Below are 18,079 nucleotides of genomic sequence, written 5' to 3' on the forward strand. Positions count from 1 at the left end.
ACCATCAGTAGTACGACCCCTTCCTACACGCCGCCTCCCACACACCTTGATTCAGACTTGTTGGTTCAACAGCGATCCAGTGGCCTTCGCTGGTGTGTCCGCCACCACCAATCACCTCGCCTGTCCCCATGTGGCCGTAGAAATCGGTGTTTGCCAGATTCCGAACGCGTTTTTCGACACAATCGAATTGCTTGGTCGTCTTGGTGGAATAAAATCGAGTAGGGGACCTGTTGCCCTGCATCCACTTCCAGTCGATCAACGCGGAAATGGTCACCAGATTCCCTTTTCTGTGTCTGGTAGCAGCATCGACATACACCGTTTGCAATGGGTGTAACTGATACTGGGCATCGAGAGCCACCCATTCAGCATAGAGAGGCGTCGAGCTGAGAATAGTTAGGAATATAGCCAGGAGCCAGACAAATCGACGAGACGTCAGCATCTCTGTGTCCTCCCGTTCCAACATCATTGTATCACCCGAGGTGTATGAAGAGAACGGGATCTCTCTTGATCTCCCGAGAGAAAGGATCATTTAGAGAAGAAGGTGGGGAGGGGAAAGTCGTATGGTTATGCAAATCGGGTGGAGAGTGGAGTTAGCCGACTTCATGCAGTTTGAGCAGATTGGTTCTTCCCGGTTGCGACGCAAGTGTACCGGAGACGATGACGAGCCTGTCGCCAGCTGTGACCAACCCCTCCGCCTTGAGCACGCGTTCGGCTTCCTTGATCCGCGCATCCGTCTGCTCAACTTGCGGCATGGTGAATGAACGGACGCCCCAATAGAGTGCCATCCGCTGTCTGACCGACTCATGAGGAGTCAGGGCCAGAATCGGTGCGGTCGGGCGTTGCTTTGATACCAGCCGAGCTGTGGCACCTCGCTCGCTGAACGCCACGATGGCACGTGCATCGATTCCCCTGGCTGCAGAAGAGGCCGCAGCGCAGATGGCCTCTGGTATGGACAGATTGTCCAGGTCGGCTTGCCGCTTGCGCAGGATGCCAGGTTCGGTACCCTCTTCTGCCGCACGAATGATGCGATCCATGACTGCAACGGTCTCGGTAGGATGCGCACCGATGGCTGTTTCGGCTGAGAGCATCAAGGCGTCGCTCCCGTCGAAGATCGCGTTCGCGACATCGGAAGCCTCCGCTCTTGTTGGGCGCAGGGCCTGTGTCATGGATTCGAGCATCTGCGTGGCAGTGATGACAATGCGCCGCCGCCGGTTGCCTTCTAGAATAATCCGCTTCTGCAGAACTGGCACCGCTTCAGGTCCCATCTCGACACCTAGGTCTCCACGGGCGATCATCACTCCGTCCGCTCGTTCCAAGATGTCGTCTAACGTCGTCACGGCTTCAGCCCGTTCGATTTTGGCGATGAGTGGGATCGTACTTCCATGCTCGGCCAAGACAGCCCGTGCCGCGTCAATGTCCTGTGGTCCTCGCACAAAGGAGAGGGCGATATAGTCCACGCCATGCTTGACGCCAAAGCGAATGTCTTCCCGATCCTTCTCAGTCAAGGTCGGGGCGCTGACGGCTGTTCCTGGCAGGTTGATCCCTTTGTGTGAGGTGATCATGCCCCCGGTTAGGACGGAACAGTCGATCAGATTGTCTGTAATACGCGTGGCTTGTAGCTCGATGAGTCCATCATTGATGAGTACGCGTGATCCGACCCGGAGATCGCGAGTGAGTGACGCATAGGTGACAGGGATCTCGGGAAGAGTGACGGGAACGGAGGTGTGGCTATCACGCAGTTCCGCCGATTGAGCCGATGTCCGCAACCGCACGACCTGGCCAGCGCGGACTTCAATGCCTTCTTTTGGCAGCAGGCCCACGCGAATTCTTGGGCCTTGCAGATCCTGGATAATCGCGACCGCTGCTCCGCGCCGTGCGGCTGCGTCTCGGATGGCGGTGATGGCGGTTGCATGAGATTCATGCGTGCCATGAGAGAAATTCAGACGAGCAGCATCCATGCCGGTTTCAATCAATCGGTTCAAGACGGCCGGCGAAATACTTGCCGGTCCGATGGTGCACACGATCTTCGCCTTCCGCATGGTCATCTGGCAGCCTCCTGAGCGTTATCTCATCAAAAGATAAGGAAGCAGAATAGCACAGATCCGTTTGTTGGATAGTGGATAGCGACTTTGTTGTCATGTAGTCCGGCTGTTCGAAATCCGCCATTTTGCTTTTCATTTTTTTGACAACCGATAGAATGACGTCATCACTGACAACCGTATCCCGACAGACCCTCGACGCGCACCTCTCATCGATAACGAAACGGCAGGTACCATGGCAACGCTCATTTCAGTAGCATCCGGAAAAGGCGGCGTCGGCAAGAGTGTGGTGTCCGCTAACCTTGCGTTGGCGCTGGCGAAGCGCGGACGACAGGTCATCCTGGCCGATCTCGACGTGGGTGGGGCCGATGCCCATATCATGTTCGGAGAATTGAATCCGTCGGTGACCTTGACGGATTTTCTGAACAAACGAGTCAACCGGCTGATCGACGTCGCCATTCCCATCACCATGCATCCGAACCTCCGTCTCATTGCCGGGACGGGCGACACGTTGGCGACAGCCAACATGGCTTATGTCAGAAAGAAGCGGCTGATGAAACAGTTTCGTGAGCTTGAGTCCGACATTGTGGTGCTCGATATCGGGGCCGGCACCAACCTCCACGCGCTCGACTTCTTCCTGATGGCGGATCTCCATGTGGCTGTGGCGACTCCCGAGCCGACGTCCGTGCTAGACCTCTACCGATTCATTAAGTTAGCCGCGATCCGCCGTGTATTGGCGTGCTTTCTTGCGAGAAGCCCTATGTCGGAGGTGCTCTCCAACCGAGACTTCACGAGTGTGGAGGAGGTCATGGACATTGCGGGTGCCACTGATACGGCGGGACGTGATGTGGCGGCTGCCGCATTGCAATCGTTTCGGCCTGGACTGATCGTCAACCGGGTGTCTGACAGATCGCAGGTCAACGTCCTCTACCTCCGTAAGATTCTCCATCAATACGTTGGCGGTGATCTGACGCTGCTGGGTGAGATCCCCGACGACCCAGCTGTGAGCCAGGCAGTTCGGAAGTTCCTGCCGGTTATTGAAGCGGCTCCTGAGTCTCCGTCTGCCAAAGGTCTGCTCGCTATCTCGGATGTTGTCGAACAGCTCGTCGCCACGCGGATCAGAAACCACATAGAACAGACGAAACAAACAGAAGAGAAGCAAATCAGAGTCCTGCTATCCAATCCGACATCTTCAAAAGAACCTTTGACCTCTATCGCTGAGCAATCTGATATTCCACCACCTTCACCTGAACCACGACAACCTACCTCCACCACGGTCATCAAAAACTCCAGCGGGCTTGTCGCCTAAAATGCGGCTGGACCTGTTGCTGCTTGTCACCAGCCAGACTCGTTCAATCAATAGTTGGAGTCAGATCTTGAATCGTGCATCGAGATGGCGCGTGGCTGCCCGGTTGAGGGGTTGACGAGAGCGGAACGTGGGCGGCTCAGTCCCACGCCCTTCTCATGGCATTCGGGGCAGTCGGCGGTCGCATCGCGGATGTGGTGGGGGGCTCGGGTTTAGCAACGCGCGTGTTCGGTGCGCACCCTAGCGGCGACGAACAGACGAAGCGGGACTGAACGCTATGCAAGAAACAAGATCTGACCTCAATTCTTTTGTTTGTCGGATGGCGCAGAATAAGTCAATTCTCATGTCAGAACATCCCGCTAGAAATTGCAAGAGCATGTTTTAAGCGGGGGCCAGTTGTTAAATTCCGTGTCGACACTCCCAACTTCTTCAGCATGACTTGCAGAAACGATTATTGTGCAAAACAGTAACATGGTCACAAATAGGTTTGTCTTCATGTATTATTCTCCTTCCATCGGTTAGCGTGAACTCCATGTACGGTATAACTCACCTCTGATCTCGGTGCGCATGGTGCCATTCAGTTTGGTGATATCCGCGATTCTGATGTCGGTTTTCGGGTCGGAATAGACGATCTCGCCAATAAAGACGGCGGACACGCCGTATTTCTTCCCGATCTTCGTCATGGTCTCGGCGTCGAAGGTCGTCCCGCCGACGGCCGCCAGCACAGCGTCTTTGCTCCCGAGTTCAAGAATGGGCGTTCCCGGGTTGGCTCCCTGCACATGTTCTTGAAACTGCTGTGTCGCGAACGCATTCATCGTGGAGTCGGAGTTCGTCGTGAATTGGATCAGTCCGATGGTGCCATACTGTTTGAGATCCATGCGCGGTGGGACAGGCACCAATATCGTGTTAGAGCAGCCCCACAACAGTGTCAGAAGCCATAAGGCCATGAGTTTGCCATACGGTCGCATGAGATGTTCCCTCCCATTTACAACAGACAGCGTCTCTCAAGTATAGCTGAGTGCTTTTGCAGGCCAATGGCGGGGAAACGAGGTTCGTGGCTGCCTTGAGGCGCGCAACGGAGAAGAAAGTGGTGTCAGGAACTATTGTTTGAAGTACATTTTGTGCGCGGAGGTTCATGGAGAGGAAGACCGTTGCGTCCCACGTCAGCTGATGGAGTGTGGCACGTGCTCAGTCGTACGAACGCGCGTGGTGAACAATGGTTCCTGACACCATTGTCTTTCTCTGTTAGGCAAGTCTCCTGGCCCTTATTGACTTGACCAGGATTGGATCGGCACGGTGGAGATGGCATTCTGTGGCGAGCCCTCGATCACTCGGTCGCTATAGGCGAGATAAATGTACGTCTGCCGTTTCTTGTCGAAAAAACGGACAACTTGTAAGGTCTTGAAAATCAGGGAGCGACTCTCACTAAATACCTTTTCCCCGTCTTTCAACTCACCTGTAAGGCGAACAGGACCGACTTGGCGACAGGCTAGTGAAGCATCTGAAGTTTCCTCGGCCAATCCGACCATGCCTTTCAAACCACCTTTTTTTGATCGACTCAGATAACATGTGATGCCTTCAATCTTTGGGTCGTCAAACGCTTCCACCACAATTTTGTGATCTGGCCCCAACCATTTAAATTCCGTGTCGACACTCCCAATTTCTTCAGCATGACTTGCAGAAACGATCATTGTGCAAAACAGTAACGTGGTCACAAATAGGTTTGTCTTCATGTAGTATTCTCCTTCCACCGTTTAGCGTGAACTCCATGTACGGTATAACTCAGAGAGGCTCGAACGCAAGGACTGCTGGCTCGGGACGTCCTGGCGAAGTGAGCGAAATACCTGTCGAGTGCCTCCAGGTCACTCCCAAAGAGTCTCTGCTCAGAAGCGCATTGCAGAGCAGTGTAACCGTGGGTAGCTGTGGCCGTTCTTCGACGGGATTTTTCAACGAACTCAAGACAAGCAGGCAGAGGGAACGGGCTGGAGGGCGTGGCGTTGGCTGGGGCCCTTCGGCTGGCTTGCTTGAACAAGCTCCGCCGACCCCTTTTCTTGTCCGACTCTCTCGACTCTATTGCTTGCCGCCCTGACGCAATAGCACTCCACTCGCCCGGATAGAGATCCCGGGATTGCCTCACCTTTTATTATTCAAGTAGGATGCCCATCCCTTACTGATGTGGGAGATATAGCATGCGTCAGACGGTTATCCTTTTGCTGGGTGGATGCGTTCTCTCAGTGCTTCTTATGTCTGCCCCTTCTCACAGGGCTTTGGCAGTAGACGAATGCTGCGCGACGGAGGCGACAGCCAAGCCCGCTGCGGTGCTCGTCGACCGTCCTGAATATCTGGCCTGGAAGAACTTCAGACCTGGTGCGAAGGTTGTGTACGCCGCTCGGTACTGGAATCTGGCCGGCTCGAACAACTTCCTGGCCGGTCCAATCACTTCTCTCAATGCCTATCAGTTGCGGGTCATCAACGCTGAGGGCGTCAGGCTGTGGTTCAGCCAAGCTCCCACTGATCGGTATGGGAGGCCCATGCCTCCGAATGAATGGGAAGAGACCATCGCCGCTCAGTATGATTCCAATGTCGGCCCATCGGTGAATCAATCCCGTTATGCCCAACTGCTGACTGTCTTCCAGCAAGCCGGCAATCTTGCGATGGGTGTTCAACCAAAGCCCCGACCGATTGAAACCGGTGAAGATACGATCGAGCTCAACGGCGCGCGGATTGCGACGCAGTGGGAGTCTGCGACGTATGAGTATGACGCGTCGGTGTGGCCGACCTTCAAAAATTGCCGCCTGGTCATCAAGCTCTGGACCAGCACCGCCGTTCCGACGGGGTTGGTTCGCAAGACCGAAGAGAGAACCTGCCCGCTGGGAGGAGATCAGTTGGCGCGAGTCATGGTTGAAACGTATCTCCAGTCATTCGAGGGGTTTACGCCGACGACGAGCACGTTGCGCTGATGCTTCGCCTGGCAGGCCAGTAAGGGATAGCAAGCGATTCAGAAGTGTGAAACAGCCTTTCGGTGAGTGACCGGCTAGTCCTTTGGACTGCGCGCGTTCTTGTATTACCTTCCTAAGTAATGGGGACAGTTGACCCCAATTCTGACCCTCAAGATCCTCAGGCCCCTAGCCCTCTACAATCAAACCTTCCGCCTCCTTCAATCGAACCGAGACAGTCTACCTGCACCAAGACCATAGAAAACACCAGCGGGCTCGTTGCCTAGTGCAGTGAGGGTATGACCAGAGGTAAGCCCTTGAGGTTGTCTCTATTTGAATAGGTGGGGTAGCGGGAAATAGCGAAGAGTGGAACCACATAGGTGGAATCGGTTAAGGATGAGGCTGTCTAGAGCCAGAGAGCAAAATGAGGATCGAGTACGTGTCAGAATCCGAGCTCTTTTTCGAGGTCGGCTTTCTTCTTATCAAATTGCTTTTGGTCGGCTTCGCTCTTCTGGGTGAACGATTTTTTCAAGCTTTCCCCAGCCTTTTCCACGACTTGCTGAGACTCCTCACTCTTTTTCTTGATTTGCGCAGCCAAACCCTTCGCCTTCGGCGAACCGGAAAACTCGTAATAGATCATGGCTTGACCCTGGGAGAAGGTTGGATCCGGCCGCTTCATGATGGTATCGCCTCGCTGTTCAGCTCGATCTCTGGCTGGTTTGTCTCCGCCCGGCAGGAATTTCATCCACAGTGACGCGTTCCTGAGTTTCTCGATCGACTGCATGGTCGACTGACCCAACTCGCCGATATTGCCGGTGAGACCCTGGGCATTTTTCTCCTCTGATTTCATCAGTCGATCGGCATTGACCGATGCCACCTTGGTCAGTTCTTGCCGGAATGCCGGTGGAGAGTTGTACGGCTGTCTTGATCCGGTAGTGCCATCGACCGGGCCGTAGCGGCCATTATCGATATTCCAGGCGGCCTCGAACAGGTGCAGGTCTTCAGGCTTGGCTTGAATGGCCTTGATCAGGACCCGGTTGGCGTCCTGGTGGTCGCCGATGGCCTCGTAGTACTGAAAGGCTGCTGTTTGCCCGTCGGCCCGTACCGGTTCGCCGGAATACAAAGCGCCTTTTGCTTCAGCTGCCTTGGCCAAATCCCTCCCCAGTTTGGGCAGGTTTGCCTTGGCCTTTCCCGCTGCGTTCTTGTCATAGCGGTCGATGCACTCGCTTGCTGCCACTCTCATGTACGCGACGAAGAGCGCGGCGGATTGTCCGGCTTGTTCGGCCTTCTGCAACGCAGCCGACAGGGCCAGGGCAGCTTTCTTTTCATCGTCGCCCAGGCAAGGATCATCCGCATGAACGGCGGGAACTGCGAGGGTCATGAGCATGAGCGAATATCCGACTACTTTCGACAGGCGCATGGGCGGTGATCTCCGTTATTTACCAAAGAGTCCCTTCATCATCTTATTGACATCGGGAATCTGCTCGCCCAAGCTCTCGCCAGCTTGGCCCTCACGAGGTTGTTTTCCACTGGACTGACGCTGGCGCGAGTTCTTTTTCATCTCCTCCATATTGGGCATGCCGCCCATCCCCATCATGGCACTCATGTCGTTCTTGGTATATCCAGCGGGGATTTCAAAGAGGGCGGGGTTTTGCTTTTCGATCTTCAGATTGGTCAGTTCGCTGGTCATGCGCAGTTTTTTGTCGCTTTCTTTCGACAGCATGTCCATCTTGACGGTGATCCCTTCTTTCGTGGTCCAGAAAAAACCACCGAATTTTCCTGAGCCGTCTTTCTTGACCGCGACAATCTTGGACTTCGTGGCCTTGATGCCGTTGATCGTTTCCTGGCCCACTTCAGCCTGCTCGACGATGTCAAATCCGTCCATGCCGGAGGTATTGGAGCTATCCATCGGCATTTCCATATACATATCGCCCATCAGTTGCCACACGACCTTCTTATCCTTCCGCGTGATCGACGTCATACCATCCGATCCACCCATCTCCATCCGGTCCTTGTTGACCGTATGATAGATGCGTGACTTCATCGTCATGCCGCCTTCGGTTTCCATCGTACTGTCGGCCGAGTAATCGACTTGTACCTCAGGCGGAGAGGTCGCACCAGTCGTGAGCGGGGCAAGGATCATACAGATCAGCAGAGCGACATGACGCAACAGATTCATACGCAGGTCCTCCTAGCGAAAAGGTGTACTGGAGCCACGCAGGGTATCGGGATTCGCCACAGGCCGTCAATACGCAGAAATTCGAAGGATGGGGGTCATGAAAGTTCAAGCCCAATGGGAAAGGTTGCCGTATAGCCACCGGTGGTTGGGGATGGCTGACATAGCAATTGATCACCACCATCACGGAAGATGAAATCCTGCTGATTGCGTACGCGACGCCGTCCTTGTGACGTGTAGGGAAGAGCGGTATGCACGTGGTCGGTCAGTTCATCGGGAAAGTACAATTGGGAGGTAAATTCATAGCGTTTCTCTGCCGAGGGTGCTGTGCGGATTTTGAAGTGAATATGTACTGTTCGTATAGGGTACCAGCCAGGATAGATGGTTAGGAACCGTGCGGTTCCTTGCGTATCGGTCATCTGATATCCGCGTAAAAACTTCCGTCCCACCGTGCTGAAGCCAGGATCTCGGACATCTGAATAGACCCCCATGGCGTCACAATGCCAGACATCGACCTGGGCATTCGGTAGGGGATGGCATTCTCCGGCGCGAACACGAGAGATGTGAAACGTCAGGGCTAACTGTGTACCTGGCGTGACTCTCCCGTCAGTCGGATCGGAGCGAATGTCCATCCGATGCAAACGTTCATCAACGAAATAGGGGCCTTCCGTTTGCTCAGGGCGGAGGACACACAGAGCCTGCGGTGGGCTGGCAACTGAAGAATTCGTGGTCAAACGGTCACCCAGCATCCAGCCGACTCCCGTGGCACCAAGGAGTATCAGCCCCTGGCGGCGGGAAAGGAGGGCCCCTCCCTGCGTGTCATGGTGTTTCATCCAGTCCACACGCTCTCGTTTTGTGAAAACAGGAACAAGACTCAAACACTACCGACCCCTCATTCGTGGATGAACGCTTGCAGGTGGCGGAGGTGACGGCCCTGGTGAAAAACCTCCTCCAGGGGGGCCATAGAACCCACGCCCTCCATAAGAGCCGCCATACCCACCGTATCCGCCATATCCACCAAATGGTCCCCCCCAACCACCATACCCATAGCGAGAAAATCCGCTATATCCATAGGGTGGATAGTAGGCACCATAGTATGGACTTCGGTCTCTTCCTCTCTGGGCTGCAAGACTCTTCCAATCAATAATGTGTTTCACCTCAAGGATAGGGTAGGTATAGTCGCTCTCATCAAGTTGTCTTGTGGTCTCACCTTTTACGGTGCCGATTATAGTAATGGGCGTACCTTGCGGGAGGCTGGCAGGGTCGAGAAATTGTTCTCGAAGCGCCAGGAATCGGCCTTCTGATCGAAGACGCTCTTCAGTCAACGTCCCTTCTTTCTCAGTCGGCAGTTGCAAGATTTCCACTTCGGTTCCTGCTTCTGTCCGTTTAGCCTTAATCACGTTCCCGCCGATCATGACTGTTCGCCCGACATATTCACCCGGAGATCTCTTCAAGTCTGCAAAGCTGACGCTGGTATCGATCTCCTTTTCCAATCCGAAAGGAATGCCGAGCAGCTCCGTATCGCGTTGGACTTGATGGAGAGACTCTGCACAAGCAGACAACATTACGGCAGCACACAACAAGGGAGCGAGGACGGTCAGGCGAGACATGGTCATTCTCCTCTCCTAAAAGTGATACGACAGCCCACCAAGGAGAAGCTGTGCTCTGTAATTACCGCTGAATCCACCTAAGTCACCGAAGGCTCCATCGAACTTCAGGGTCGCTCCGGTGTACTTATACTCGCCAAAGACGGCAATTTTTGGTGTGATGAATGTGCGCAGGCCGGCGAGGACATTCCACGCTGGGGCTATTGCAGAGTCACTTCGCACGGTAGCCGTATCACCGATGTGGGCGATGGCCGCTCCGATGCCGGCCCCCACATATGGCTGGAGTGTGCGGCCTGGATATCGGGCAATAAAATTGACTCCAACAGTGGTTACCCTCATATGGATCCCTGGGTCTTGTGCCCCTGGTCCGAGGTCCAGTTGCTTGATATGTGGGGTACTATGGAAGACTTCTCCCTCTATTCCATACCAACTATGTCCAGGGAAGTAACCGACCTTAGCTCCGTAGGTGATCGAGTTTTGCAGATCAAAGTCTGGATCAGGGGCAGGGTTGAGATTGGGAACTCCTGCGGAGGCACCCGTTCCTGCAATGCTGTTGATCCGATCCGCGAAGTTCACACCGGCCTGTCCTGCCACATACATCTCTGCGGACACGAGACTGGGAATACAGAGAGAGATGAATGAGCACCCTGCCATCAAACAACTTGTAACGAATGGAGCGTTCTTTTTCATCGTTGTTCTCCTGAACCATATCATCATAACAAATAAAAGTTGGTTGCATAGCCCCTCAAACTCGTGAAGTTTCCATTTATGAAGACCGTCAGCTCGAATCATCACGTATCCGTTGTATTCCAAAGTAATGATCATAACTGACCGGAGAAGTCCGTAAGTGTCCATTGGATTGTGGCTCATATCTGTGGTACATCCTCCACTACAGATGACGCGGGCAAAGTGATCTTTTGCTGACATCTACTTATTTATTTACTGAAGGTAAGGAGCAAATCAATGGGACTCATGGATCAATTGGGGCAAGCGGTGGGTGGTATGTTGGGTGGACAGGGAGGGCAGAATCCTCTATTGCAAGCCGTGACCAGTCTCCTTGGAAAGGACAGCGGTATTGGAGGACTTGCCGGGCTTGTTCAGGCGTTTCAGAAGAACGGGCTCGGTGAAATTGTGAATTCCTGGGTGAGCACGGGCCAGAATCTGCCGGTGACCCCAAACCAGATTGAACAAGGCTTAGGCAGTGATTTGCTGAACCAACTGGCCGGTAAGGCAGGACTTTCCTCTGGAGCGGTGGGTTCACAGCTGGCTGGCCTTCTTCCTGATCTGATCGACAAGCTGACGCCCAATGGCAAGATCGAAGCGGGTGGGCTCGAACAGCTTATGAAACTGGTCCAAGGGATGAAATAGGCGTCGAACGAAGCGGCTGGCGATTAGATTTTAGGTGTTGGTTCCATCATCCAGCCAGAATATCGGCATGCGCATCAGGGACCGGCTCGTAGTCTGGATTGCTATCGGTCTGGTCTTGCTGTCGGTTGTGTGGGCGCTTCGTGATCTCCGGGGCTCCAGCCCGGAACCAACTCAACCTAGGAATCTCGCACTCACGCCGGAAGCGATATCGCTGGTGACGGGCGATGAGCCTATCGTCGAGGTGTTGACCAGACCTGGCTGTCCGGTGTGCCACATCATTCCAGGAATTCCTGGGGCCACAGGCCAAGTCGGGCCGCCGTTGGTGCTTGGCACGACCGGTGAGCGACGGCTTAAAGATCCTGACTACCGTGGGGAAGCCAAGACGGTGCATGAGTACATCGTTGAATCGGTATTGGAGCCGCAGCGATTTGTGGTACGAGGGTATCCAGAGAAGACCATGCCAGCGTGGTATGGATCCAAACTGAGTGCGCTGGCTCTTGAGAAGATAGCGTCGTATCTTGAGCGCCAGACTGAAGGGAGTTCAGCTCCCTGAGGGTGGGGCTGTGTGACTAGCGCTTGCGGATCGGCGTGACGTTTCCTGAAGCGCCGCCCTGAATCTTAAAGGCATCGGCCCCCTGTCCCCCCATCTGTTTATCAAGCAGGGCGTTCACGGCATCATCGCCTTTCAGCCCTTCAAGCTTGATCTTGAGGCGTAAGTTATTCGCGCTATCGGCGTTGATGAGGGCCTGCTCCAGCGAGATCTTGTTCGTCTTGTAGAGCTGAAACAGGACATGATCGAAGGTCTGGCACCCTTCGTCGATGCCTTGCTCCATGGCTTCCTTGAGTGTGTCGACCTCAGCCTTCTTGATTAGATCCTTGACGCGCGGCGTGTCCAGCATGATTTCCAGGGCTGGGACGCGTTTGCCGTCGAGCGACGGGATCAATCGTTGGGAGATAATCGCGCGCAGATTGAGGGACAACTGTAAATAAATCTGAGCATGGCGCTCGACCGGAAAAAAATTCATGATGCGTTCGATCGCCTGATTGGCGTTGTTGGAGTGCAGCGTTCCGATGCAGAGGTGACCGGTCTCGGCAAAGGTAATTGCTGCTTCCATAGTTTCGGTGTCGCGGACCTCACCAATAAGAATCACATCCGGAGCTTGACGGAGGGTATTCTTCAGCGCGTTTTGAAAGGTTAAGGTGTCGAATCCGACTTCGCGTTGCGTGATGATGGACTTCTTGTGCTGATGAACGAACTCGATCGGATCTTCCACCGTAATGATATGGCCCTGGTGGACGGTATTGCGATGGTCGATCATGGCGGCCAACGATGTCGACTTTCCCGACCCGGTTGCGCCCACTACCAGCACCAGACCGCGTTTGGTCATCGCGATATCTTTGATGATCGGAGGGAGTTCCAACTGCTCGACGGTCTGAATCTCCGCTTTGATGTGACGGAAGACCAATCCGACATTACCCCGCTGCCTGAAGATGTTGACGCGGAAACGACCCAACTCTTTGTAATAGAGCGCCAGGTTCATCTCCATCTTTTCTTCGAATTCGCCGCGCTGTTGTCCACGCATCAAGGTTAATGCCAGTGCTTCGAGCTGTTCGTTGGTGAACAGGGGAGCGTCGGTTGGTTGAGTGGCGCCATGGATGCGGTAGATCGGCGAGGCGTCGACAGTCAAATACAAGTCCGACGCTTCGCGGTCCACCATCACTTTTAGAAGACTTCGAACATCCATCGGCCGTACTCCGTCGCGTGTGTGTTAGGCGGCTCCGGTCATCGGTGAACCGAAGAGATTGGGGTTCATACTCCGGGACTGTGCTTCGGCCTTATGAACGATTCCCCGCGTCACGAGATCGACCAACGCCATGTCCATGGTTTGCATGCCGTCCTTTTGGCTTGCCTGCATGATCCCCGGGATTTGGTGCAGTTTGGCCTCACGGATAAGATTACGTACGGCCGTTGTCGCCATCATGATTTCGAGTGCGGCGACGCGTCCGCCGGTTTTCTTCTTCAGTAGCGTTTGGGTCAGCACGGCTTCCAAGGCCTCCGAGAGCTGTGTTCTGATTTGTGCCTGCTGCGCCGGCGGGAAGGCGTCGATGATGCGGTCGATTGTTTTGGGCGCGCTCGAAGTGTGGAGGGTGCCGAAGACCAAGTGTCCGGTTTCTGCGGCGGTCAAGGCTAACTGAATCGTCTCCAAGTCCCGCATTTCGCCCACCAGGACGATGTCCGGATCTTCGCGAAGCGCCGACTTCAGGGCATTGGCGAACGAGAGCGTATGGACGCCGAGTTCTCGTTGATTGACCAGGCATTTCTTGGATTTGTGAACAAATTCGATGGGATCCTCAATGGTGATGATGTGACCTTCGAATGTGTTGTTCAGATAATCCACCATCGCCGCGAGCGTGGTGGATTTTCCTGAGCCTGTCGGTCCGGTCACCAGGATCAATCCCTTTTCCTTGTCGCATAGTTGTCGAAGAATCGGCGGCATGCCGAGTTTTTCCAACGGGACAATGGTGGTCGGAATGTTCCGAAAGACGGCGCCCAATCCCCGTTGTTGCACAAACACGTTGACGCGAAAACGGGCGATGTCTCCAAGCTCGAAAGAAAAGTCACATTCTCGCTTTTCCTCAAACGTCTTTCGTTGAGAGTCGCTCATCATGTCGTAGATGAGGGCGTGTGTTTCGTCAGGAGTCAGGGGAGGGTGGTCAAGTTTTTTGAGATCGCCATGAATGCGAATCATCGGAGGTTCGCCGGCACTGATGTGACAGTCGGAGGCACCCTCCTTGACAGAGAACGTCAGCAGCTTCGAAATATCCATCGCCCGTAATCCTCGTGTGATGGGTTGTTTGTGTGGTGAAAATCTTCCGTGATCATGCCATAGGACAACATGAAAGCAAGAAAATAGCCGGAAGGTGCGGGCTGATAAGGAGGTGGGCTAGAGGAGGCCGGTCTCACGACCGGCGAGGTCTAGTGCATGAAGTGCTTCGTCGATCTGCTCCGTCGTGTGTTCCGATGTCACCGTGAAACGTATCCGACTGGTTCCATCCGGAACAGTCGGTGGCCTGATTGCGGAAGCGTAGATTCTATGAGTGAGTAGCCGTTCGGCGAATGCTAATGCAGTGGCGGCATTGCCCACCAGGATTGGTAGAATTGGACTGACGGTCGGAGTCATCCGAAAACCAAGCGTCTGTATTCCATTGAACAGCCGTTGTCGATTTGACCAGAGCCGCGTCCGACGTTCGGGCTCACGTTGAATGACCGCGATCGCAGCCGAGGCTGCCGCTGCGATGGAGGGTGGAAGTGCTGTTGTGAAAATGAACGGACGGGTCACGTTGACCAAATACTGAATCAGGTCGTTGGGTCCAACCATGTAGGCGCCATGGCTTCCCAGTGCTTTACTGAGTGTCCCCATGTGAAACGGGATCCGCTGCTCCAAACCAAAGTGCTCGATCGTTCCCCGACCGGTCGGCCCCATGATGCCGGTCCCGTGGGCATCATCGACATACAACGTCGCCTCGTATCGCTCGGCCAGCGAGGCCAGATCAGACAACGGAGCGAGATCGCCGTCCATGCTGAAGAGTCCTTCTGTGATGATGAGCGTGGGACGACTCGCGCTTCGTCGTCGAAGCAATGACTCCAGATGTGCACAGTCTCGATGGCGGAATACTCGAAGATCGGCACGGCTCAATCGACATCCATCGATGAGACTTGCATGACACAGTCGATCCGCTAGAATCAGGCCTCCTTGCCCGATGAGGTTCGGAATGACACCGATATTGGCTAGATAACCGGCTCCGAACAGCAGCGCGGCTTCCGTCCCCTTAAACGTCGCGAGGGAGGTTTCGAGATGCGTATGGGGAGGAAGGGTTCCACTGACTAAGCGAGAAGCTCCGGATCCCGCTCCATACTGTTCAGTTGCATGGATGGCGGCACGGATGACTTCCGGATGGGTTGCCAGTCCCAGGTAATCGTTGGAGGACAGCAAGATGACCTCGCGCCCTGCATGGTGGATCGTCGGTCCTGTGCCTGATTCCAATGGAGACAGTCGGCGCATGAGCGATCGGTCGGCGAGTTGTTGGAGTCTGCGTTGAAACATGCTGGTTGAAAAACTCTTATCAGATCTTCGCTTGTGTCGTAACCCTGTGAATGAGTTCGTTCTGATTACATTGACAACGGGAATTCATCCTTAGTATAAAGCATCGGTTCTGGGGCAGAAAGCTGGTTCTCAACCATTAGGTGATGATTTCTGATGACATATCGAATTAAAGTTCCACCTCGGACGTTGCCAGTGGATGAAGCTCACCTCGTGAGCGGGCTTGAGCACTGGATGCTTAGACTGGCGACCTACCGCTGGTCGATTGTGGTTGGGTGTGTGCTTCTCCTTCTGATGGGGGGAGGAGTCTGGGGTGTCTTGTGGTTTGACGCACAAAATGCCGAGAAGGCGCAGGATCTTGAACGAGAAGCGACCGTCCATCTATTTGCCCGTGCGGCCAGTGATCCGCAGAAAGCGGCAGCCAATTTAAAAGAAGCGATTGCCCTGTATCAGCGGGTGGTCAATGAGTATCCGCGCACTCCGACGGCCCCGCTCGCGCAATTCAGCCTCGGCAATGCCTATCTTCAGTCGAACGATCTTGCGTCAGCGATCGAGGCGTATAACCGGTTTATTTCTACGTATGGGACTCATGTGTCGCTTCTCGGTCTCGTGTATCAAAAACTAGGTTATGCGTACCAGCTCAAGGGGGACCTTGAGCAAGCGGTCAAAGCCTACTTGGCGATCCTCGAGATTCCAGGCGCAATGAATCGGGATCATGCGCTCTTCGAGGCTGCCAGATTGGAAGAGAATCGTTCGAAGTCCGATGAAGCTTTGAAACATTATCAAGAGCTGATGAAGACCTATCCAAACTCTCCGCTGACGAGCGAATCCGCCATGCGTGTGAAGGTGATGGAGGCGAAGAAAAATCCTGAGCCAACACCGGTCGCTCCCGCTCTTTCAGCACCCATCAAGCCCGCTAAACCATAGGCTACTTACCCTCTCGGTTGGCGAGCAGCAGGTGCAGCAATCTTTGCGGGAAGGCTAGTTGCTACCGACCGATGTTCAGCAGTTCACCGGTTTTAAGAACAGGACCCGAAAGGTTATTGTGGGACTTGAGGGTCTTCATGGGAATCCTGAATCTTCGAGAAATCTTTTCAAGCGTATCGCCCCCTCGGACTCGATACCAGTGAGCAGAACCAGTCTTGGCCTGTCGAACCTGTCGATCCTGAATTACTGGCAGGGGAGGAAACTTGTATGTGGGAACTCGTTCAATCAATTCCAACACTTTTGCACTCATTCCAAGAGGAATTTTGAGATGGTAAGCCGTATCGCCTGGAGGTGTCGCATCTCGCCGAAGCTCCGGATTCAGTAGCCGAAGCTCGTTATAAGGGATGCCGGTGACGTTTGAAATAGCCCGGAAATGCAATGGTCGGGTGACGACGACCTCTTCGAATTCATGCAAAGGAGCAGGATCTTGCTTGAACCCGTATTGGTCGGGGTTCTTCGCAATGATCGTCGCAGCCATAATTCGGGGAACGTATTGCTTTGTCTCTAGTCGAATGAGCTTCGTTCGTGAGATCTCTGAGAAGGATTCGACCTGCGCTTTGTGAAGAGCCCGTAGCACCTTCCCTTCGCCCGCATTGTAGGCCGCCATGGCCAAAGGCCACGCGCCGAATATATCGTAGAGGTCTCGCAGGTACCGGGCTGCAGCTACGGTGGATTTGATCGGGTCGCGTCGTTCGTCAACGTAGTGATCGATCCGCAACCCATAGAGCAATCCGGTCCCTTTCATGAATTGCCATGGGCCCGTGGCTTTTGCCCGTGAATAGGCGTACGGGTTGAACCCGCTCTCAACAAGGGAGAGATTCACGAGGTCACTCGGAAGATTAAACTCGGCAAAAATGTTTTCGACCAGCGGGCGATAGCGGCTGAAGCGCAGGAGCCATTGTTCAAAGCGACTACGAATAGAGGTATTGAAAAAATGAATGTGGCTTTGCACGGACTGATCCATGACGACGGGAATGTTGTAGACGGTGCCCAGATTGTCCGTATTCGTGGTGCCTTGAGCGGTTGCGTCTCCGAGCTGTTCGGGCTTGTCCTCGGTGGAAGATAAATCAGGGGGCGAGAGCGTCAGCTCAGGCTCCAACGGGACGAGGTTTGGATCGACATCGTCCTCCTGCAAGGGCCCCACATCGGGAGTTGAAACAATGCTTGAAGGAAGACCTGGGGGAATGTCGTCTGCCCAACTTCCACATGGGTGCATCAACGCACTTGTGCCGATGATCCAACATGCAACGACCATTGTTCTGGTGACTGATTGTGGGGATCGCGTAGACATTATGAGCAGCATCTGTGTGAAGTGAGCCTATCCATCCATCGCAGACTTGTCAAGAAAGGAGGAGGGAAGGCCTGGTCTTCTTGTGTCATATCGGGAAGTCGAAGGGCGATGACGGGTGAGCGACTGAAAGATGTTCCATCATGTCCCCGCGAGAGGAAAATTCCTGATGTGGGCTTCGTTTGCGTGGGTCGATTTCTTGACAGTCTCCCGGCGCAAATGATAGCGTACCGCCTCTCCTAGTGGTACCCCACCAGCAATTGCAATTG

17 protein-coding genes and 1 pseudogene are annotated in these 18,079 nt (G+C 54.3%); 5 read left to right on the forward strand and 13 right to left on the reverse strand.

Going from position 1 to position 18,079, the window contains the following annotated elements; translation table 11 throughout:
* Positions 1–4: 4 nt before the first annotated feature.
* Together E8D52_16540 and pyk are read right to left on the reverse strand one after the other, a co-directional pair.
* Positions 5–439 carry a hypothetical protein gene (locus E8D52_16540; protein ID TKB65986.1) on the reverse strand — a complete coding sequence of 145 codons (435 nt, stop codon included), beginning with the start codon at positions 437–439 and terminating at the stop codon, positions 5–7.
* Positions 440–590: 151 nt separating this feature from the next.
* On the reverse strand, positions 591–2,039 hold the full coding sequence (pyk, locus tag E8D52_16545; GenBank protein TKB66374.1) for a pyruvate kinase: 1,449 nt from the start codon (positions 2,037–2,039) through the stop codon (positions 591–593).
* 235 nt (positions 2,040–2,274) lie between these two features.
* Here pyk and E8D52_16550 point away from each other — a divergent pair, with 235 nt between their 5' ends.
* Positions 2,275–3,348 carry a MinD/ParA family protein gene (locus E8D52_16550; GenBank protein ID TKB65987.1) on the forward strand — a complete coding sequence of 358 codons (1,074 nt, stop codon included), beginning with the start codon at positions 2,275–2,277 and terminating at the stop codon, positions 3,346–3,348.
* A 515-nt stretch (positions 3,349–3,863) separates the two neighbouring features.
* Here E8D52_16550 and E8D52_16555 read toward each other — a convergent pair.
* The gene (locus E8D52_16555) at positions 3,864–4,313 is read right to left on the reverse strand and encodes a hypothetical protein (protein ID TKB65988.1); all 450 of its coding nucleotides are present in this window, start codon (positions 4,311–4,313) and stop codon (positions 3,864–3,866) included.
* Between the two features lie 297 nt (positions 4,314–4,610).
* The gene (locus E8D52_16560) at positions 4,611–5,078 is read right to left on the reverse strand and encodes a hypothetical protein (protein ID TKB65989.1); all 468 of its coding nucleotides are present in this window, start codon (positions 5,076–5,078) and stop codon (positions 4,611–4,613) included.
* A gap of 456 nt (positions 5,079–5,534) precedes the next feature.
* Here E8D52_16560 and E8D52_16565 point away from each other — a divergent pair, with 456 nt between their 5' ends.
* Positions 5,535–6,305, forward strand: a complete 771-nt coding sequence (locus tag E8D52_16565) for a hypothetical protein (protein ID TKB65990.1) — start codon at positions 5,535–5,537, stop codon at positions 6,303–6,305.
* 418 nt (positions 6,306–6,723) lie between these two features.
* Here the strand turns inward: E8D52_16565 and E8D52_16570 are convergent, their stop codons facing one another.
* The 5 genes and pseudogenes from E8D52_16570 to E8D52_16590 form a co-directional block, all read right to left on the reverse strand.
* Entirely contained in the window at positions 6,724–7,701 is a 978-nt protein-coding gene (locus tag E8D52_16570; GenBank protein TKB65991.1) for a hypothetical protein, read from the reverse strand.
* A gap of 15 nt (positions 7,702–7,716) precedes the next feature.
* Positions 7,717–8,460 carry a hypothetical protein gene (locus tag E8D52_16575; protein TKB65992.1) on the reverse strand — a complete coding sequence of 248 codons (744 nt, stop codon included), beginning with the start codon at positions 8,458–8,460 and terminating at the stop codon, positions 7,717–7,719.
* Positions 8,461–8,555: 95 nt separating this feature from the next.
* The gene (locus tag E8D52_16580) at positions 8,556–9,290 is read right to left on the reverse strand and encodes a twin-arginine translocation pathway signal protein (protein TKB65993.1); all 735 of its coding nucleotides are present in this window, start codon (positions 9,288–9,290) and stop codon (positions 8,556–8,558) included.
* Between the two features lie 231 nt (positions 9,291–9,521).
* Positions 9,522–10,073 (reverse strand): annotated as a pseudogene (locus E8D52_16585) (hypothetical protein).
* Between the two features lie 9 nt (positions 10,074–10,082).
* Positions 10,083–10,991 carry a porin family protein gene (locus E8D52_16590; protein TKB65994.1) on the reverse strand — a complete coding sequence of 303 codons (909 nt, stop codon included), beginning with the start codon at positions 10,989–10,991 and terminating at the stop codon, positions 10,083–10,085.
* 36 nt (positions 10,992–11,027) lie between these two features.
* Between E8D52_16590 and E8D52_16595 the strand changes: the two genes are divergently transcribed.
* Entirely contained in the window at positions 11,028–11,432 is a 405-nt protein-coding gene (locus tag E8D52_16595) for a DUF937 domain-containing protein (GenBank protein ID TKB65995.1), read from the forward strand.
* A 67-nt stretch (positions 11,433–11,499) separates the two neighbouring features.
* A complete protein-coding gene (locus tag E8D52_16600) occupies positions 11,500–11,985 on the forward strand; it encodes a hypothetical protein (protein ID TKB65996.1) in 486 nt (161 codons plus the stop codon).
* A 16-nt stretch (positions 11,986–12,001) separates the two neighbouring features.
* Here E8D52_16600 and E8D52_16605 read toward each other — a convergent pair whose 3' ends face one another.
* The 3 genes from E8D52_16605 to bioF all read right to left on the reverse strand — a co-directional run bounded on the left by E8D52_16605 (position 12,002) and on the right by bioF (position 15,538).
* On the reverse strand, positions 12,002–13,177 hold the full coding sequence (locus tag E8D52_16605) for a PilT/PilU family type 4a pilus ATPase (GenBank protein TKB65997.1): 1,176 nt from the start codon (positions 13,175–13,177) through the stop codon (positions 12,002–12,004).
* A 24-nt stretch (positions 13,178–13,201) separates the two neighbouring features.
* Complete coding sequence (locus E8D52_16610; GenBank protein ID TKB65998.1) at positions 13,202–14,260, reverse strand: type IV pilus twitching motility protein PilT; 1,059 nt, start codon at positions 14,258–14,260, stop codon at positions 13,202–13,204.
* Between the two features lie 117 nt (positions 14,261–14,377).
* Positions 14,378–15,538 carry an 8-amino-7-oxononanoate synthase gene (bioF, locus tag E8D52_16615; GenBank protein TKB65999.1) on the reverse strand — a complete coding sequence of 387 codons (1,161 nt, stop codon included), beginning with the start codon at positions 15,536–15,538 and terminating at the stop codon, positions 14,378–14,380.
* A gap of 153 nt (positions 15,539–15,691) precedes the next feature.
* Here bioF and E8D52_16620 point away from each other — a divergent pair, with 153 nt between their 5' ends.
* The gene (locus E8D52_16620) at positions 15,692–16,462 is read left to right on the forward strand and encodes a tetratricopeptide repeat protein (protein ID TKB66000.1); all 771 of its coding nucleotides are present in this window, start codon (positions 15,692–15,694) and stop codon (positions 16,460–16,462) included.
* A 61-nt stretch (positions 16,463–16,523) separates the two neighbouring features.
* Here E8D52_16620 and E8D52_16625 read toward each other — a convergent pair whose 3' ends face one another.
* Positions 16,524–17,825, reverse strand: coding sequence for a LysM peptidoglycan-binding domain-containing protein (locus E8D52_16625; GenBank protein TKB66001.1), 1,302 nt, complete (start codon positions 17,823–17,825; stop codon positions 16,524–16,526).
* Between the last annotated feature and the right edge of the window lie 254 nt (positions 17,826–18,079).

The organism is Nitrospira sp., from assembly GCA_005116745.1.
GTDB lineage: Bacteria > Nitrospirota > Nitrospiria > Nitrospirales > Nitrospiraceae > Nitrospira_D.

What these genes read in the sequence shown, in the direction of transcription:
- E8D52_16550 (TKB65987.1), top strand. Translation starts at nt 2,275, where the DNA reads ATGGCAACGCTCATTTCAGTAGCATCCGGAAAAGGCGGCGTCGGCAAG.
- E8D52_16605 (TKB65997.1), bottom strand. Translation starts at nt 13,177, where the DNA reads ATGGATGTTCGAAGTCTTCTAAAAGTGATGGTGGACCGCGAAGCGTCG.
- E8D52_16560 (TKB65989.1), bottom strand. Translation starts at nt 5,078, where the DNA reads ATGAAGACAAACCTATTTGTGACCACGTTACTGTTTTGCACAATGATC.
- E8D52_16570 (TKB65991.1), bottom strand. Translation starts at nt 7,701, where the DNA reads ATGCGCCTGTCGAAAGTAGTCGGATATTCGCTCATGCTCATGACCCTC.
- E8D52_16575 (TKB65992.1), bottom strand. Translation starts at nt 8,460, where the DNA reads ATGAATCTGTTGCGTCATGTCGCTCTGCTGATCTGTATGATCCTTGCC.
- E8D52_16625 (TKB66001.1), bottom strand. Translation starts at nt 17,825, where the DNA reads ATGCTGCTCATAATGTCTACGCGATCCCCACAATCAGTCACCAGAACA.
- E8D52_16580 (TKB65993.1), bottom strand. Translation starts at nt 9,290, where the DNA reads ATGAAACACCATGACACGCAGGGAGGGGCCCTCCTTTCCCGCCGCCAG.
- bioF (TKB65999.1), bottom strand. Translation starts at nt 15,538, where the DNA reads ATGTTTCAACGCAGACTCCAACAACTCGCCGACCGATCGCTCATGCGC.
- E8D52_16565 (TKB65990.1), top strand. Translation starts at nt 5,535, where the DNA reads ATGCGTCAGACGGTTATCCTTTTGCTGGGTGGATGCGTTCTCTCAGTG.
- E8D52_16600 (TKB65996.1), top strand. Translation starts at nt 11,500, where the DNA reads ATGCGCATCAGGGACCGGCTCGTAGTCTGGATTGCTATCGGTCTGGTC.
- E8D52_16590 (TKB65994.1), bottom strand. Translation starts at nt 10,991, where the DNA reads ATGTCAGCAAAAGATCACTTTGCCCGCGTCATCTGTAGTGGAGGATGT.
- E8D52_16610 (TKB65998.1), bottom strand. Translation starts at nt 14,260, where the DNA reads ATGGATATTTCGAAGCTGCTGACGTTCTCTGTCAAGGAGGGTGCCTCC.
- E8D52_16540 (TKB65986.1), bottom strand. Translation starts at nt 439, where the DNA reads ATGCTGACGTCTCGTCGATTTGTCTGGCTCCTGGCTATATTCCTAACT.
- E8D52_16555 (TKB65988.1), bottom strand. Translation starts at nt 4,313, where the DNA reads ATGCGACCGTATGGCAAACTCATGGCCTTATGGCTTCTGACACTGTTG.
- E8D52_16595 (TKB65995.1), top strand. Translation starts at nt 11,028, where the DNA reads ATGGGACTCATGGATCAATTGGGGCAAGCGGTGGGTGGTATGTTGGGT.
- E8D52_16620 (TKB66000.1), top strand. Translation starts at nt 15,692, where the DNA reads ATGACATATCGAATTAAAGTTCCACCTCGGACGTTGCCAGTGGATGAA.
- pyk (TKB66374.1), bottom strand. Translation starts at nt 2,039, where the DNA reads ATGCGGAAGGCGAAGATCGTGTGCACCATCGGACCGGCAAGTATTTCG.